The organism is Embleya sp. NPDC005971, assembly GCF_040629175.1.
Lineage (GTDB): Bacteria > Actinomycetota > Actinomycetes > Streptomycetales > Streptomycetaceae > Embleya.
In genome coordinates, this window is sequence record NZ_JBEXUX010000122.1 from 1 (window position 1) to 15,154 (window position 15,154).

Here is a 15,154-nt window from a genome sequence, read left to right on the forward strand (position 1 = left end):
AGCCACACGGCCGGCAACGCGTCCCGGCGCTCGCTCTTGACGAGATAGGCGATCAGGATGCTGACCACCAGGGCCGCCTCCAGGCCCTCGCGCAGACCTATCAGGTAGTTGGCGAACACGGGTAACCCCACTCAGGAATTCGAACACATTTCGGAATCAGGCGAGCCTTACCAAAGCACTCGCCCGAACGGGCCGTCAACATGGCGTGCGTCATGCGGAACATGCCGGACCGGGGACTTCCCGCACCCCACCTCCACCACGTCACCCCACCCGGCCTGCGCCCATCCATCCCACCCGTGCACCCCACCCGCGCGCACGTCACCTGCCCGCACCGCGCCCGTCTGCGAACCGTCGCCGAGAGGCGGGAGCAGGCCTGCGGGAACGACCGAGCCGGGGTGCGGAGTTCGCAACCTCGCGATGATTCGGGGGAGTTCGGCGTCGGGATCCGCCGCCGAAGGTCGGCGGAGGGGTCGCCGAAGCGCTTGTCTGGCAAGGCGGATTTCGGCGTTGTTATGGATATGTCGCGCATTCGTGATCATTCGGCAGCCGTGCGGGCCTCCTGGGGCGGGCAGCGGCTCGGCATGACGCAGAGCGATGCATCCCGGGAGCCCGGTGCCGACGATTTGGCCGCCCTGGTGTGGCAGGCCCGTCGATGGAGCGAGTCGACGCCGGATCCGGTGGCCGAGCGGCCGGCGCCCGACGGATCCGGGCCTTCCTTCCGTGCCCGGGTGCGTCGCCTGCTGGCCAACCGCCCCGAATCGGATCCGCCGCATTCCCGTTCGTGACGAGGCGATCCGCGATGACGTACCGGTGCAGCGAAGCGCTGCCCGGTCGGCGCCGCGGGTAGTGTCGGCTGCCTTGACCAACCGCACCCATCGCGCCCCCGGGACACCGGCTTCGTACGCTGCCGGTCCGGCCCGGTGCCGGTGCCGGTGACGACCGGACGGAGTCGGCTCATGAGTGGCGACCAGGTGTCCTTGCGCCCCGCGGCGGAAGCGGACATACCCCTTCTCGAACGCTTCCTGATCGATCCCGACGCGGCCGGCCCGTTCGGCTGGTACGGCTGGTCGGATCCGAACGGTTGGCGGCGCAGGTGGGCGGAGAACGGCCTGCTCGGCGACGACCAGGGATTGTTGCCGGTGGTCTGCGGTCCGGAGGTCGCAGGTTTCGTGGCCTGGCGCAGGATCGTCACGTCGCGCACCTCGCACTGCTGGAACGTCGGCATCAACCTGTTCCCCGAGGCGCGCGGCCGAGGGATCGGCACCCGGGCCCAACTCCTGCTGGTGCGCTACCTGTTCGCCCACACCCAGGTGGCCCGGATCGAGGCCGGCACCGAGGTGGACAACATCGCCGAGCAACGCGCCCTGGAAAAGGTCGGCTTCACCCGCGAAGGCGTGGCGCGTGCCTACACCTTCCGCGACGGTCGATGGCGCGACACGGTCTTCTACAGCATCCTGCGCGACGAGCTCGCGGCGCCGGCCGACGGACCCGGATAGCGCACTCGTCGGCCGGGCCCCGCGCATCTACCCGCTGGGCCGAGCCCGCGCCTGGTGGGATGGCACCGAAAGCGCGGTGGTCCTTGGTCCGTGCCCACGAAGTCCACCGCGTTCGCACCGGGCTAGCGTCGGGCCAGCGCCGCGAAAGACTTCGACACCACCGACGAACGCCGACACCCTCCCTCGCGGTCACCCCGCGCGACGGGCGGTTCGGTTTCGGCGTCGATCGGAGACTCGCCGTCCCGGTTCGTAGCCGGGCGTACCCGGTACCGGACCGACCCGGGCGGCGACCGGGACGGGCCGACCAGGATGGAGCAAGCCATGACACGACGTCTGCGTCTGGACGACCTGACCGCGATCGCGCTGCCCGCGCAGCCGGCGATCTCTCCCGACGGCACCCGGGTGCTGTACACCCTGGTCCGTGTCGATCCGGATGCGGACCGCGACGTACGCAGCCTGTGGCAGGTCGCCTCGGGTGGCGGCGAGCCGGAACAGCTCACCCAGGGCCCCTCGGACAGCACCCCCGTGTGGTCGCCGGACGGCACCCGTGTCGTGTTCCTGCGCGCGGTCGACGGCCCGCCGCAGGTATGGGAGCTGCCGCTGGACGGCGCCGAGCCGCGCAAGCTGACCAGCCTGCCGATGGGCGCCGGCCAACCGGTGTGGAGCCCCGACGGGACCCGCCTGGCGTTCGGCGCCGTGATCGACATCCACGCCGTCGCGGGCGAGGACGACGCCGCGCGGGCCGCCCGGGCGAACGCGCCGATGGTCATCGACAGGGCGGACTACCAGGCGGACGGCGCGGGCCTGCTGGGCACCCTGCGCAACCACGTGCACGTGCTCGACCTGGCCTCCGGCGAGGTCACCCGGGTCACCGAGGGCGACTGGCACGCGACCGACCCGACCTGGTCGCCGGACGGACGACGGCTGGCCTACGGCGCCGGTTTGGGCGCGGACGCGGACCTGACCATGCAATCCGCGGCCTACGTCGTCGACGTGTCCACCCCCGGTGCGCCGGCCGAACGGGTCGGCTCCGCGGACGGCATGGCCGGCTGGGTCGGCTGGACCCCCGACGGCGAGTCCCTGTTGGTGCTGGGCAGCGAGCACACCCGCACCGGGCACACCCGCATGTTGCGCGTGCCGCTCGCCGGCGGCCCTGCCGAGGATCTCGTCGGTGCCCTGGACCGCAACGTGATGCCCGGCGGCGCCGGCTACCCGGGCGCGTTGCCGCAGACCACGCCCGGGGATCGCGAACTCCTGTTCTGCCTCCGCGAGGAGGGCAACACCCACCTGTACGCGCTCGACCTCGAAAACGGCGCCACACGTCCGGTGCTCGGCGGTACCGGCCGCTGCGTCTCCGGCCTCTCCGTGCCCCGGACCCCCGGCCCGGTCGCGATCGTGCTGTCCACCCCGTCCTCGTACGCCGAGGTCGCGCTGGTGGACCCGGCCGACGGCACCGAGCGGGTGCTCACCGCGCACGGCGCGCAGTCCCTGCCGGACGTCGAACTGCTCACCCTGGTCGACCGCCGGTTCACCATCTCCGACGGCACCGTCGTGCACGGCCGGCTGCTGCGCGACCCCAGGACCACCGGCCCCTCGCCGGTGCTGATGGACATCCACGGCGGCCCGCACAACGCGTGGAGCGGAGCGGCCGACCCGGTGCACCTCTACCACCAGGTACTGGCCGAGCGCGGCTGGACCATCCTGCTGCTCAACCCGCGCGCCAGCGACGGCTACGGCGAGGACTTCTTCGCCTCCACCGTCGGCAAGTGGGGCGAGTCGGACGCGCCGGACTTCCTGGAGCCGCTGGACGAACTGGTCGCCGAGGGCACCGCCGACCCGCGGCGGCTGGCCGTCGCCGGCTACAGCTACGGCGGCTACATGACCTGCTACCTCACCAGCCGCGACAAGCGCTTCGCGGCGGCCGTCGCGGGCGGTGTGGTCAGCGACCTGAACAGCATGCCCGGCACCTCCGACCTGGGCGCCTACATGTCCCACGCCGAGTTCGGCGGCACCCCGTGGGACGATCCCGAGCTGTACACCCGGCTGAACCCGTTCGCCAAGGTGGGCGACGTGGACACGCCCACGCTGATCGTGCAGGGCGGTGCCGACGTACGGTGCCCGCTGGGCCAGGCCCAGCAGTGGTTCGGCGCGCTGCGCCAGCGGAACGTGCCCACCCGGCTGGTGCTCTACCCCGGCGGGTCGCACCTGTTCATCCTCTCCGGCCGGCCCTCGCACCGACTGGACTGGAACCGTCGGATCGTCGACTGGGTCGAGCAGTACGCCGGATCCACCGGTCGCACCCGGCCGGCCCCGCTGGACGCGGCGCACTGGCAGCGCCGGCTGTCCACGCTGGCCGAGCGCCACGGTGTCCCCGGGGCGACCCTGGGCATCCTGCGCCTGGACGAGCACGCGGCGGACGACCTGGTCGAGGCCGCGCACGGCGTGCTCAACGTGAACACCGGCGTCCCGGTGACCACCGACACGGTGTTCCAGATCGGCTCGATCACCAAGGTGTGGACCACGACGCTGGTCATGCAACTGGTCGAGGACGGACTGCTGGACCTGGACCAGCCGTTGGCCGAGGTGCTGCCCGAACTGCGGTTGTCCGACCCGGAACTCGCCAAGCAGATCACCATGCGCCACCTGCTCACCCACACCAGCGGCATCGAGGGCGACCGGTTCATCGACACCGGGCGCGGGGACGACTGTCTGGCCGCATACGTGGCGCAACTCGTCGACGCGACCCAGGTGTTTCCGCCCGGCGCGGCCTGGTCCTACTGCAACTCCGGTTTCACGCTGGCCGGACGGGTGATCGAGCACGTCACCGGCAAGACCTGGGACCAGGTGCTGCACGAGCGCCTCAGCGGGCCGCTGGGCCTGGAACGCACCATCACGCTGCCCGAGGAGGCACTGCTGCTGCGGGCCGCGGTCGGTCACATCTCCGAGGACGGCGGGGCTCCCGTCGTCGCGCCGGTGTGGATGTTGCCCCGCTCGGCCGGACCCGCCGGTCTGATCGGTTCCACCTCGGCGGAGCTGCTGCAATTCGCCCGGCTGCACCTGACCGACGGCGCGACCGCCGACGGCACTCGACTCCTGGGCGCCGAACACGCTTTGGCGATGCGGGAGAAGCAGGTCGAGGGGTCCGACCTCGCGGCGATGGACGCTTCGTGGGGCCTGGGTTGGCACCGCTACCAATGGGACGGCCACGAGGTGTTCGGCCACGACGGCGGCACCATCGGGCAGTACGCCTTCCTCCGCACCCTGCCCGAACTGGGCCTGGCGGTAGCGCTGTTGACCAACGGTGGCGAGGCGCCGGAGCTGTACGAGGACCTGTACCGGGAGATCTTCGCCGAGGTCGCGCAGGTAGCCCTGCCCGCCTCGTTCGCCCCGCCCGTCGAACCGCCGGCGTTCGATGCGGACCGCTACGTCGGCGTGTACGAGCGGGCCATGCAGCGCATGGAGGTGGCGAGCACCGCCGAGGGTCTGGTGTTGCGGATCCGGATGACCGGGGACCTGGCCGACACGTTGCCCAACGCGGTGCGGGAGATGCCGCTGGTCGCGGTGGCGGAGAACCTGTTCGCGATCCGGGAGCCCGGATCGGCGATCTGGCGTCAGGTGACCTTCGGCGCTCTGGCGACCGGCGAGCCCTACCTGTTCATGGGTCAGGTCACCCCGCGCGTGGGCTGACGCCCGGCTCGGCCCCGATCCCGATCTCGACCCACGCCGCGTTCGTTCCGGACGCGGTCCCGGGCACCGCGTTTCCCCCGTGACGCGGTGCCGGACGGTCCCTCGTCTCGCTCCCCTGTGCGAGACGGGGGACCGTCCGTCGTGTCGCGGTCGGCCGCGTACCGCCGGCGCTCAGGCCGAGGTGCAAGCGGGAACCGGCGACTCGGCGCCGTCGATCCGCCGGTAGTGGTCGGCCACTTGCAGCAGCCAGGCGATCTCCTCGCGCGGGGTGCCGCCGCCACCGGTGCGGCTGAGCGCGGGCGGCATCTCCGGCACGGGGATGCCCTGGCCCGGGCGACCGCGTGCATGTGACGGCCAAGTTCAAGGGCACGCCGTCGGTGGCGTACAACCCGGGAACCCATGCGTTGGAATTGTTCGCGTTGGGGACGGACAACGCGGTGTGGCACAACTACATTCAGAACGGGACGGCCTGGGAAGGCTGGTCGGTGATGGATGCGGGGTCGAAGTTCACGGCGACGCCGACGGCGGTGTACGACGCCGGCATGAGCAGCCTGGAGTTGTTCGATCTCGGGACGGACAACAGCATTTGGCACGCCACTTATCACGCCGGTTGGAGTTCGTGGAGCCAACTCGGCGCCGGACCCCACGCGATCCTCTGATCCTCGCGGCACGGATACGTTCCTCGTCGCGGTAACTCGCTTGTCTCGGATGAGGACGTTGTCGCCACCGGTTCGAACCCTCACCCGATCGGTCCCCGCCCTGCGGTGCGGCCGGTCGGGTGAAGGCGCGTGGCGTCGCGCGGCGGATCGTCGGCTATCGGCCGATTTGGGGGAGCATGGCTCGGGCGACGCGAGCGGCGCACCGTATCCGGCGTGGTGAGGGAGCATGACGATGGACGAGCTGACCACGCGGGTGGACGGCATGCTCGACGACCTCTGCGAGGACCTGCGGCGGCTGACCCGGATCCCGTCGATCGCGTTTCCCGGCTATCCGCCGGAACCGGTGCAGCAGGCCCACGACATGCTGGCCGGCCTCCTGCGCGAGGCGGGTGTGCGGGACGTCTCCGCGCTGCGGCTGCCGGACACCTCGCCGGTGATCACCGGACACATTCCGCCACCGCATCCCGACGCGCCGACCGTGCTGCTGTACGGGCACTACGACGTGCAGCCGGCCGGCGACGAGTCGTTGTGGACGACGCGGCCGTTCGAACCGACCGATGTCGACGGGGCGATCCACGGGCGTGGGGTGGCCGACGACAAGTCGAATCTGATCGTGCACCTCGGCGCGCTCCGTGCCTTCGACGGGCGGCCTCCGGTGGGGATCCGGATCGTGTTCGAGGGGCAGGAGGAGTACGGCAGCGAGTTCGACGACTACCCGCCCACGCGTCCGGACGAGTTCGCGTGTGATGCGATGGTGATCGCCGACATGGGCAACATCCGCCCGGGCACCGGCACGCTGACCGTGGCACTGCGCGGGGTGGTCGAGGTGATCGTGGAGGTGCACACCCTCGAAGAGGCCAAGCACAGCGGCAACTTCGGTGGCGCGGCACCCGATGCGCTGTTGGTGCTGCTGCACGGGTTGGCCGCGTTGCACGACGCGAACGGTGATGTCGCGGTGCCGGGCCTGCGGCGCGAACCGTGGTCGGGCGGCGGCTGGAGCGAGGAGGAGTTCCGCCGGCTGGCCGGGGTCCGCGAGGGCATGCCGCTGATCGGCACCGGGGACCTGGGCTCACGCTTGTGGTCGGGGCCGGCGATCACGGTGACCGGAGTGGACGCGCCGTCGGTCGACCGGGGCGCGTCGGCGGTGGTGCCGGCGGCTCGGGCGAAGCTGAACATGCGTTGCCATCCGGCCCAGGATCCGGCCGAGGCGCAGCGGCTGTTGATCGAATTCCTGGTCGGGCTGCGGCCGTTCGGGGTGCCGATGCGGGTGACCCAGGCCGGCGCGCCGGGGTTCGGCTTCGCGGCGGCCACCGACGGGGTGGCCTATCGGGCCGCGCACGAGGCGCTGCGCGCGGCGTGGGGCGCGGAGCCCGTACACGCGGCGGCGGGTGGATCGATTCCGTTGGTCAACAGCCTGGCGGCGGCCCGACCGGGCGCGGAGATCCTGCTGTTCGGGGCGCAGGACAGCATGTGCAACCTGCACGGGCCCAACGAGCGGGTGTTGGTGAGCGAACTGCGCGACGCGGTGGTGGCGGAGGCCGCGTTCTTCAGTGCCTATGCGGAGCGCTTTCGCGGTAGGTAGCAGCCGAACGGCCCTACTCCGCAACCGAATTCATCGGCTCCATCTGGTTCGTCTGTTTCATCGGATTCATCGGCAGTCGCAAGGAGCAGCGCGTGAGCACCGACCAGGCGTCGACCCCGGCCGAGGACGAAGCGCCGCCGCCGAAGCGGGGCTTCCGCTTTCCCAACGCGCTGACGGTGCTGGCGATCGTGACGATCGCGGTGTGGGTGCTGGCGTTCGCGATTCCGGCCGGCGAGTACCAGCGCGGCGAGGACGGCAAGCCGGTTGCCGGGAGCTACCACCACGTCAAGTCGCCGGAGGACTTCGTCCAGCGGCTCAACGACCTGTTCCTGTCCCCGGTCAACGGCCTGTACGGGCTCAGGGACGTGGAGAGCGGGCAGGTCGCGCCGGACAACGCGGGTGATCTGTACGGCAGCGCGGCGGTGTTCCTGTTCGTGTTGGCCATCGGGGCGTTCATCACGGTGGTCTTCGCCACGGGTGCGCTCGATCGGGGTATCGCCCGGCTCGCGCATCGGCTGCGCACGCGTGGTGCGGTGTTGATCGTGGCGATCATGACGGTGTTCGCCATTCTGGGTTCGGTCGAGGGCTTCGCCGAGGAGACGTTGGGGTTCTACGGGCTTATCGTGCCGTTGATGTTGGCGCTGGGGTATGACCGGATGGTGGCCACCGGCACGATCATCCTGGGCGCGGGTGTGGGCGTGTTGTGTTCTACGGTCAACCCGTTCGCGACCGGGGTGGCGTCGTCGGCGGCCGGGATCTCGTTGGGCGACGGGATCGTGTTGCGGCTGCTGATGCTGGTCGTGTTGACCACGGTGACGATCCTGTACGTGGTGCGGTATGCCCGTCGGGTCAAGGCGGATCCGAGCCGTTCGATGGTGGGCTTTCTGCCGGGGGATCGCGAGCAGGCGGAGAAGGCGGCCACCGGCAGCGAACCGCCGCCGTTGACCCGTACCCATCAGATCGTGCTGGTCGCGGTGACGGTGACGTTCGTGTTCATGATCTTCTCGATCATTCCGTGGGCCCAGGTGCTCAGCGGGGATGCGGACGCGGCCCCGTACGGCTGGGAACTGGACTGGTCCTTCGCCGAGTTGGCGGCCCTGTTCATTCTGGCGGCGGTGATCGTCGGGACGTTGGCGCGGCTGGGGGAGAAGAAGCTCGCGGAGACGATCATCCAGGGCACGGCCGACTTCATCTCACCGGCGCTGATCATCATGCTGGCGCGCGGGGTTACCGTCATCATGAACAACGCGCAGGTCACCGACACGGTGCTGCACTCGATGGAGGGCGTGGTCTCGGACGCCTCCTCGGCGCTGTTCGGCATCCTGATCTTCTTGGTGAACCTGCCGTTGGCCTTCCTGATCCCCTCGACCTCGGGGCACGCGACGCTGGCCATGCCGATCCTGGCGCCGCTGGCCGACTTCGCGGACGTGCCACGGTCGTTGGTGGTGACGGCATGGCAGTCGGCGTCGGGCTGGATGAACCTGTGGGTGCCCACCACCGCCGTGATCATGGGTGGCGTGTCGTTGGCCAAGGTCGGCTACAACCAGTATCTCCGGTTCGCGGCACCGCTGTTGGGCATCCTTTTCGTGCTGATCTGCGCCTTCGTGGCATTGGGCTCCGGCCTGTCCTGAGCGGACGGCAAGGCAATGGGCGTAGCACGGGCCGATGGTCGCGACCAGTGGCATTCGTAGCGGCGAGGGGCAACTTTGGCGCACTTACCGCTGCGCCCGGTCGTTGCGATCGTTGAGTCGTTCCTGCGCACTCTGCGTTGGACAGCCCTTCACGGGGCACTCGTTCAACCTTCGAAAAGGGGACCGACTCCCGATGAAAATCCGTCGAATAGCCACCACCGTGGCCCTTGCCGCCGCAACGGCACCCTTGTTCGTGCTGACCGCCGGAACGCCGGCGAGCGCGACCGAGCCCTGGCGCGAGGCTCAGTGCACAGCGCAATGGAAGGGGATCTATTGGTCTGTCGGCGATTCTCTCGCCAGGAAGATTTGGCGGCAGTGCATGCTCTGGGACGGTCAGATGTCGACCTATCCGCCGGTTCCCGCGGTGACTCCCGAGACCATCGACCCCACGTGGGGACCTCCCGTCGTCGTCCAGCCCCGCCCGTAGACCCGCCCGCCGGCTGACCGGGTGCCGACGCGTCGCCCTGCGGGTCCCGAACCCGAACACCCGCAGGGCGACAACCCATTGCGCCGTCAGGCGCGCAGCGTTGCCGTGCAGCGGCCCGGGAGACTGCGCCGAGTATGAGGTGGCCGGCGCTCGGGTCCTTGCTGTCACGGACGGGGACCATGCCGGGCGCGTGTCCGACTTCCGAACTGAAACCGCGACACGGGACCAGAGTTCCAGCCAGAGCGCTCAACCTGCCGGACCCGCCCCAGGGATTCGGCCAATGGCTTCGGGTCAGGTTCGCTTGCGGCTCGCGATCTTGTCCGAGAGCTGCTGCACGTGGGCGGGGTCCGCGTCCCGGGCGAGGGAGACGTAGTGGTCCATGACGGCCGGCCGGTAGCGCACGGGCAGCGTCTGTCCCGGGGCGAGTCGGGTGAGCTCGGTGATCGTGAGGTCTTCGTCTGCGACACCACGGAACGAGATGCCGTCGGCGGTCTCCACGTCGAACATCAGGACCACGCGTGGATTGCTGTTGACCTCCCGCCAGTCGACGAGAACGCCGAGCGCAAGCGCCCCCGTACGCAGTTCCGCATTGCGCTTCCGTGCATCACCGCTCAGGAGCGGGTTCGGGGCGACGCCCGGGAAGTCGGGCCCGACGCCGAGCGATTCCCGACTCAGGTCGGGCCTGAGCTGCGCCATCAGATCGTTGAGCTTCGCCTTCTTCTTCTTCGAACCGAACATCCTGGCCCCTCCCTCACACCGGTGCCGGAATCTCGGCTCGGCGCTTCGCCCTCACTGCGATTGTACGTCGCGGCCATTCCCGACCTCCGTCGCATCGCCCCGTCCCGATGGGGTCGCCGTCCGCGGTCGCGGACGGGCTCGGTCGGTGCACCCGTCTGTTCACCTGACCCCTGCCCATGTGTCAGACACGCCGTGGACGTCGTGATGACGCGGGACATGGCGTCAGGCGGGGTCCTGCGATCATGCTCCGATGCGCGATCCGAAGGAGTCGGTGGATGTGGCCGGTCCGCTTCCGCGCCTGAAAACGACGAAGCCCCGCCCGGTCGCCGTCGTACGGTGGCGACCGGGGCGGGGACGTCTACCGCGAGCCGTTACGGCTTCAGTAGCTCGCACATCGCGTTCAGGGCGCCCGCTTGCAGCGCCTGCTGGCCCGCGCTCTCGGTGAGCCCCAGGCCGTGGTTCTCGTTCGCGGCGTAGAAGATCTGCTTGCTGCCGTCCTCGGTGGCGAACCAGCGGGAGTGGTAGCCGATCTCGTCGCCGCCGTGCGACCAGAACCACTGGGTCGCGCCGTTACACGTGGCCTTTACGCGGGTCATGCCCAGGCCGTACTCGTTGTCGTAGTTCTCGATCTTGATCGAGGTCTTCATCTCGGCCAGTTGGGTCGGCGCGAGCACCTGCCCCTGAAGGAGGGCACGCTCGAAGGTGACCTGGTCCTGCAGGGTCGAGATGATCGCACCGGCCGGGCCGAACAGTTGGGTGTTGGACCGGGTCGAGTCCGCGAGCGGCGGCTGGTAGCCCCCCCACAGCGGCGGCGGCCAACGCCAGCCGCGCATGAAGTTGCCGTAGATGTCCGGGGACGTCTCCGGGTAGCTCGTGTTGGTCAGGTTCAGCGGGGTGATGATGCGGTTGGTGATCTCAACCGACGGGGTGTGGCCGGTGACCGCCGTGATGATCATCCCGGCGAGCATGTAGTTCGTGTTCGCGTACTCGAACACCCGGGGCAGCGCGGCCGGCCGCTGGGCCAAGGCCGAGTTGATGAGCTCCTGGGGCGTGTAGCTCTGATCGACGTTGAACGCCCCGTAATACGCGATGTTGTAGGGCGCCATGTAGTCCGGCAGCCCCGAACGCTGGTTGAGCAGCTCGCGGATGGTGATGGTGTTGCCGTCATACCCGTTGCTGTTGACCGCGTTCGGCAGCCAGTGCGCGACGGTGTCGTTCAGCGACAGTTTGCCTTCGGCCTCCAGCTGGAGGACCACCGCGGAGGTGAATGTCTTGGTGTTGCTCGCGATCCGGAACTTCGCGTTCGTGTCCAGCGGTGTCGCGGAACCACGGACGTTCGACCCCGCCTTGACATACGTGTTCGTGGCCCCGTCGACGATGAGGCCCATGACCCCCGGGTAGCCGGCGACTATGCCTTGATCGGCGCCGGTCCGGAACGCCTGCGCGGCGGTGACCGAGGACGCCGTCGAGGGCTGTGCGGTGGCGGCCAGGACGGCCAGGCCGACCGCGGCGCCCAGTAGGGACGTGCGGAGTCTTCGCATACGAGCTCCAGTGCTTGCTGCCCGGGCCGGGGTGGGCCGAGCAAGGGGAGATATACGTGACGGATATGCGGGACGTACCCGAGTAGGCACGCCGAGGCGTGACGCTATGCGTCCCTGGCCACCCCTGGCTTGGACGAAATTGACCTGGTCGCCGGGGGCCGGGGCAAGGCCGGGTGATCGATTCGTGTCCGCCTGGGCGCCTGTCGCGCGGGCCGCGTCGGCCACGCCCGAAAACGCCCGCGCCCGGGTCCTTGTGCGTTCAACCCTCGGTAACACCTGGGTAGACTCTGCCGCCGTGCCGGCTCCCCCGCGTCCAGGACCGGATTTCACGGTGACCCGCGTCGGCCCGCTGTGGCGGGTCCACCGCCAGGAACCGCTCGCCCTGGCGCCGTACGTCCACGAACGTGCCGGGTACGTCGGCGTCCCCGGCCCGCGCTACGAGGCGCGCCTGGTGCCGAACAACTGCGTCATGGTCGTGGTGAACCTCGGGGCCCCGTTCACCCGCATGGGCCGGCTCGACGGCCCGCCCCCGACCGTGAGCACGCTTCGCACGCCGGTGGGCGGCCTGGAGGACGGCCCCGGCGTCGTCGAACACCCCGGCGGCCAAGAGGCGTTACGTATACAGGTCACCCCTTTGGGCGCGTACCGCCTGTTCGCGATGCCGTTGTCGGAGCTGTCGAACACGGTGGTCGGGCTCGACGACGTCCTCGGCCCGGCCGCCGACGAACTCATCGAACGCCTCGCCGCCACCACGGACTGGGCAAGACGATTCGCCCTCCTGGACAACACCCTGCTGCACCGGATCGACCAAGGACCGGCCGTCGACCCCCACGTCGCCCACGCCTGGCACCTGCTCACCGCAGGCCCCCGCGCCATCCCGATCGCCCGGATCGCCAAGGAGATTGGCTGGAGCCACAAACACCTGCTCCGCCGCTTCACCCACCAGATCGGCCTGACCCCGAAGTCCGTGGCCCGCATCGTCCGCTTCCAACACGCCGTCGCCCTGCTCTCCAGTCCCGGCGCCAAGTTGGGCGAGGTCTCCGCCACCTGCAAGTTCTACGACCAGGCCCACATGAACCGCGACTTCCGCGAACTGGCCGGCGTATCTCCGAAACTGTGCGCCTCCTCCCCGTGGGCCGCCGCCCGCGCCGTCGAACTCGACTGAGTCCACGGACTCCTCGGCTACCTCGAAGCCACCGGCGGCATCACGATGCACGGGTGGCCGACGTCGCCGAGCTGATCACGCCGGCGCTCGCCGCGTCGAGGCCCCGCGCAGTGCTCAGCGACCGAGGACGGCCGTCAGTATGTGGGGCCAGGCGGCCGTGCCGAGTGTCGCGTCGGCTTCGGGGGTGCCGCCGTGGTCGAAGCGGGGGGAGGGGGGTGGGGCCGACTCGCCCGGGAAGACGGTGCGATGGCCCGCGTCGGGCCGGGTGATCAGGGTCGTCTTGCGGCCCGCCGTCGTGCGCCGGTCGGCGAGTTCGTGGGCGAAGCGCAGGGATGGCCACATCCGGTCCGCGCCACCCGCTACCAGGACCAGGTCGGCGTCCGTCTGCTCGACCGGGATGGCCGCGGCGGGAAGGCGGTCCGCGTATGCCGCGAGGCTGCTTTCGTACCAGCCGAGCACCGCGACCGGGGCGCCCTCCGGCTGCGTCGGCGCCCACGAGCGGTCGTAGGGTACGAAGGGCAGCGGCTGCCCCTGCCAGGTCCAACACGAACGGTACGGATGTTCCCGACCGTCGCGCCCGGGGCCGACGTTGGCCCAGACGACCGAGGTCGGGGCGAGGGCGATCACGGCGTCGGTGCAATCCGCGAGACAGGACACCGACAGCGCGGCCTCGGCGCCCTTGGAGACACCCAGAATGCCCACACGCTCGGCACCGCGCTCACGCAGCAGCCCGGTCGCGGCGACGAAGGTCTCCAGTGGGACCTCGCAGATACCCGGCGGTTGCCCAGGCCCACCGAACCACCGCACGGACATCGCGCTCACCCCGGCCCGGGCAAAGAGCCGACACCGTTCCCGCTCGACCCGGCCGCTCGATCCGGACAACACGAGCACGCCCACACCGACGTCGCCCGCAGCCGGCCGGGCAAGGAAACCCGCCCAGGGACCCGTCAGTTCACACTCGACGATCTCGGCAGCCACGGCGTCGACCCCTTCGCGTCGGACCACTCGAACCTCGACGGCACGAATCTACCCACGATCCGGCCGCCCATCGGGCGGCGCGATGTCGAGCACGGGTCGGCTCGGGTCGGATCCGGGCATCGAACGCCGGTCCGTGGAAGGCGCTTTCGCCCATCGGCAGTGGTTCCGTCGGCGGTGGAACCGCCGGGGATCCGCGACGACATCCACGAACACGAAGCCGCCGGTCGGCCTCGCCCGCTCGATCATGTGCGGGTGAGGCAGCCAGTCATGCGCTGGAGGTGGCCACAGGGTGGGACCGCCCGAGGACCGCGACCTCCGGTTCGGCCCGTGTGGGCGACCGTTCTTCGGGTGAGGTCGGCGCCGGTCCGGTTCCCGGATGGCGAACACGCCTTCGCCGACCGCCCCCGGCGGGCTCCTGGTCGCTTTGCTACCGGCGTTGACACCACTCCGTGTGCAGCATTACATTCAAACCACTTCATTCAAAGTACTGCGTATGGAGTTGTTCGAGATGCGAAAGCTCATCTACTACGTCGCCGTCACGCTCGATGGCCGCATCGCCGGGCCCGGCGGCGAGTGCGACTTCTTCCCCACCGGGGACGAACGGCAGACCGCCGCCTACTCCGCCTGGGCGAACACGCTGTATCCCGAGACCGTCCCGACCGCCTACCGGGCCGCCGCCGGCCTCGCCGACACACCCAACCGGCGCTTCGACACCGTCGTCATGGGCATGGGCACCTACCGCCCCGCCCTCGACGGCGGGATCGCCAGTCCGTACGCGCACCTGCGTCAGTACGTGGTCTCCGGCACCCTCGGGCCCGACATCGAGCCGGCCGTCACCGTCGTGTCGGGCGACCCGCTCGCCCTCGTCCGCACGCTCAAGCAGGAAGAGGGAACCGGCCTGGACGTCTGGCTCTGCGGTGGTGGCAAGCTCGCGGGCGCCCTCCTGCCCGAGATCGACGAACTGGTGGTCAAGAGCTACCCGGTGGTCATCGGCGCCGGAGTCCCGGCCTTCGACGGCGCCTTCGACCCCACCGTCTTCGACGTCGCCGAGCGCACCGCCTTCCCCAACGGCGTCACCCTCACCCACCTCACCCGCGACTAGGACACGTCCGGTCGATCATGTGACTATCTCGCGGTCGAGTCGTTGGTCCGGGAATGGGGCGGGGTGATCTGACGGATGCGGAGTGGGA

Annotated in this window: 13 protein-coding genes; 8 read left to right on the top strand and 5 right to left on the bottom strand. The window is 70.0% G+C overall.

All coding sequences use genetic code 11. The features are described from left to right. Nucleotides 1-119, bottom strand: a 119-nt coding sequence (locus ABZ374_RS46820; protein ID WP_360324515.1) for an FTR1 family protein, incomplete at its 3' end; no start/stop codon positions are given. A gap of 363 nt (nt 120-482) precedes the next feature. Here ABZ374_RS46820 and ABZ374_RS46825 point away from each other — a divergent pair. From ABZ374_RS46825 to ABZ374_RS46835, 3 genes are all read left to right on the top strand, one after another. After that, nucleotides 483-785 carry a hypothetical protein gene (locus ABZ374_RS46825; protein WP_360324493.1) on the top strand — a complete coding sequence of 101 codons (303 nt, stop codon included), beginning with the start codon at nt 483-485 and terminating at the stop codon, nt 783-785. 171 nt (nt 786-956) lie between these two features. Then, complete coding sequence (locus tag ABZ374_RS46830; protein ID WP_360324495.1) at nt 957-1,496, top strand: GNAT family protein; 540 nt, start codon at nt 957-959, stop codon at nt 1,494-1,496. 321 nt (nt 1,497-1,817) lie between these two features. Then, the gene (locus ABZ374_RS46835) at nt 1,818-5,183 is read left to right on the top strand and encodes a serine hydrolase (protein WP_360324497.1); all 3,366 of its coding nucleotides are present in this window, start codon (nt 1,818-1,820) and stop codon (nt 5,181-5,183) included. Nucleotides 5,184-5,354: 171 nt separating this feature from the next. Here the strand turns inward: ABZ374_RS46835 and ABZ374_RS46840 are convergent, their stop codons facing one another. After that, nucleotides 5,355-5,498 carry a hypothetical protein gene (locus tag ABZ374_RS46840; protein ID WP_360324499.1) on the bottom strand — a complete coding sequence of 48 codons (144 nt, stop codon included), beginning with the start codon at nt 5,496-5,498 and terminating at the stop codon, nt 5,355-5,357. Between the two features lie 32 nt (nt 5,499-5,530). Here ABZ374_RS46840 and ABZ374_RS46845 point away from each other — a divergent pair, with 32 nt between their 5' ends. The 3 genes from ABZ374_RS46845 to ABZ374_RS46855 all read left to right on the top strand — a co-directional run bounded on the left by ABZ374_RS46845 (nt 5,531) and on the right by ABZ374_RS46855 (nt 9,055). Then, nucleotides 5,531-5,842, top strand: a complete 312-nt coding sequence (locus ABZ374_RS46845; RefSeq protein WP_360324501.1) for a hypothetical protein — start codon at nt 5,531-5,533, stop codon at nt 5,840-5,842. 226 nt (nt 5,843-6,068) lie between these two features. Next, nucleotides 6,069-7,424 carry a M20/M25/M40 family metallo-hydrolase gene (locus tag ABZ374_RS46850; RefSeq protein ID WP_360324503.1) on the top strand — a complete coding sequence of 452 codons (1,356 nt, stop codon included), beginning with the start codon at nt 6,069-6,071 and terminating at the stop codon, nt 7,422-7,424. 92 nt (nt 7,425-7,516) lie between these two features. Then, nucleotides 7,517-9,055, top strand: coding sequence for a YfcC family protein (locus ABZ374_RS46855; protein ID WP_360324505.1), 1,539 nt, complete (start codon nt 7,517-7,519; stop codon nt 9,053-9,055). Nucleotides 9,056-9,833: 778 nt separating this feature from the next. Here the strand turns inward: ABZ374_RS46855 and ABZ374_RS46860 are convergent. Next, the gene (locus tag ABZ374_RS46860) at nt 9,834-10,280 is read right to left on the bottom strand and encodes a hypothetical protein (protein ID WP_360324507.1); all 447 of its coding nucleotides are present in this window, start codon (nt 10,278-10,280) and stop codon (nt 9,834-9,836) included. A gap of 371 nt (nt 10,281-10,651) precedes the next feature. Continuing rightward, nucleotides 10,652-11,821, bottom strand: coding sequence for a serine hydrolase domain-containing protein (locus ABZ374_RS46865; protein WP_360324509.1), 1,170 nt, complete (start codon nt 11,819-11,821; stop codon nt 10,652-10,654). Nucleotides 11,822-12,152: 331 nt separating this feature from the next. Here ABZ374_RS46865 and ABZ374_RS46870 point away from each other — a divergent pair, with 331 nt between their 5' ends. Further along, entirely contained in the window at nt 12,153-12,986 is an 834-nt protein-coding gene (locus tag ABZ374_RS46870; RefSeq protein ID WP_360324511.1) for a helix-turn-helix domain-containing protein, read from the top strand. A 114-nt stretch (nt 12,987-13,100) separates the two neighbouring features. On the opposite strand, the gene ABZ374_RS46875 is transcribed toward ABZ374_RS46870, so the two are convergent. Continuing rightward, nucleotides 13,101-13,964 (bottom strand): acyl-CoA thioester hydrolase/BAAT C-terminal domain-containing protein, encoded by an 864-nt coding sequence (locus tag ABZ374_RS46875; protein ID WP_360324513.1) that lies wholly within the window; start codon nt 13,962-13,964, stop codon nt 13,101-13,103. Between the two features lie 508 nt (nt 13,965-14,472). On the opposite strand from ABZ374_RS46875, the gene ABZ374_RS46880 reads away from it, so the two are divergent. After that, a complete protein-coding gene (locus ABZ374_RS46880) occupies nt 14,473-15,066 on the top strand; it encodes a dihydrofolate reductase family protein (protein WP_360324517.1) in 594 nt (197 codons plus the stop codon). The last annotated feature ends 88 nt before the right edge of the window (nt 15,067-15,154 follow it).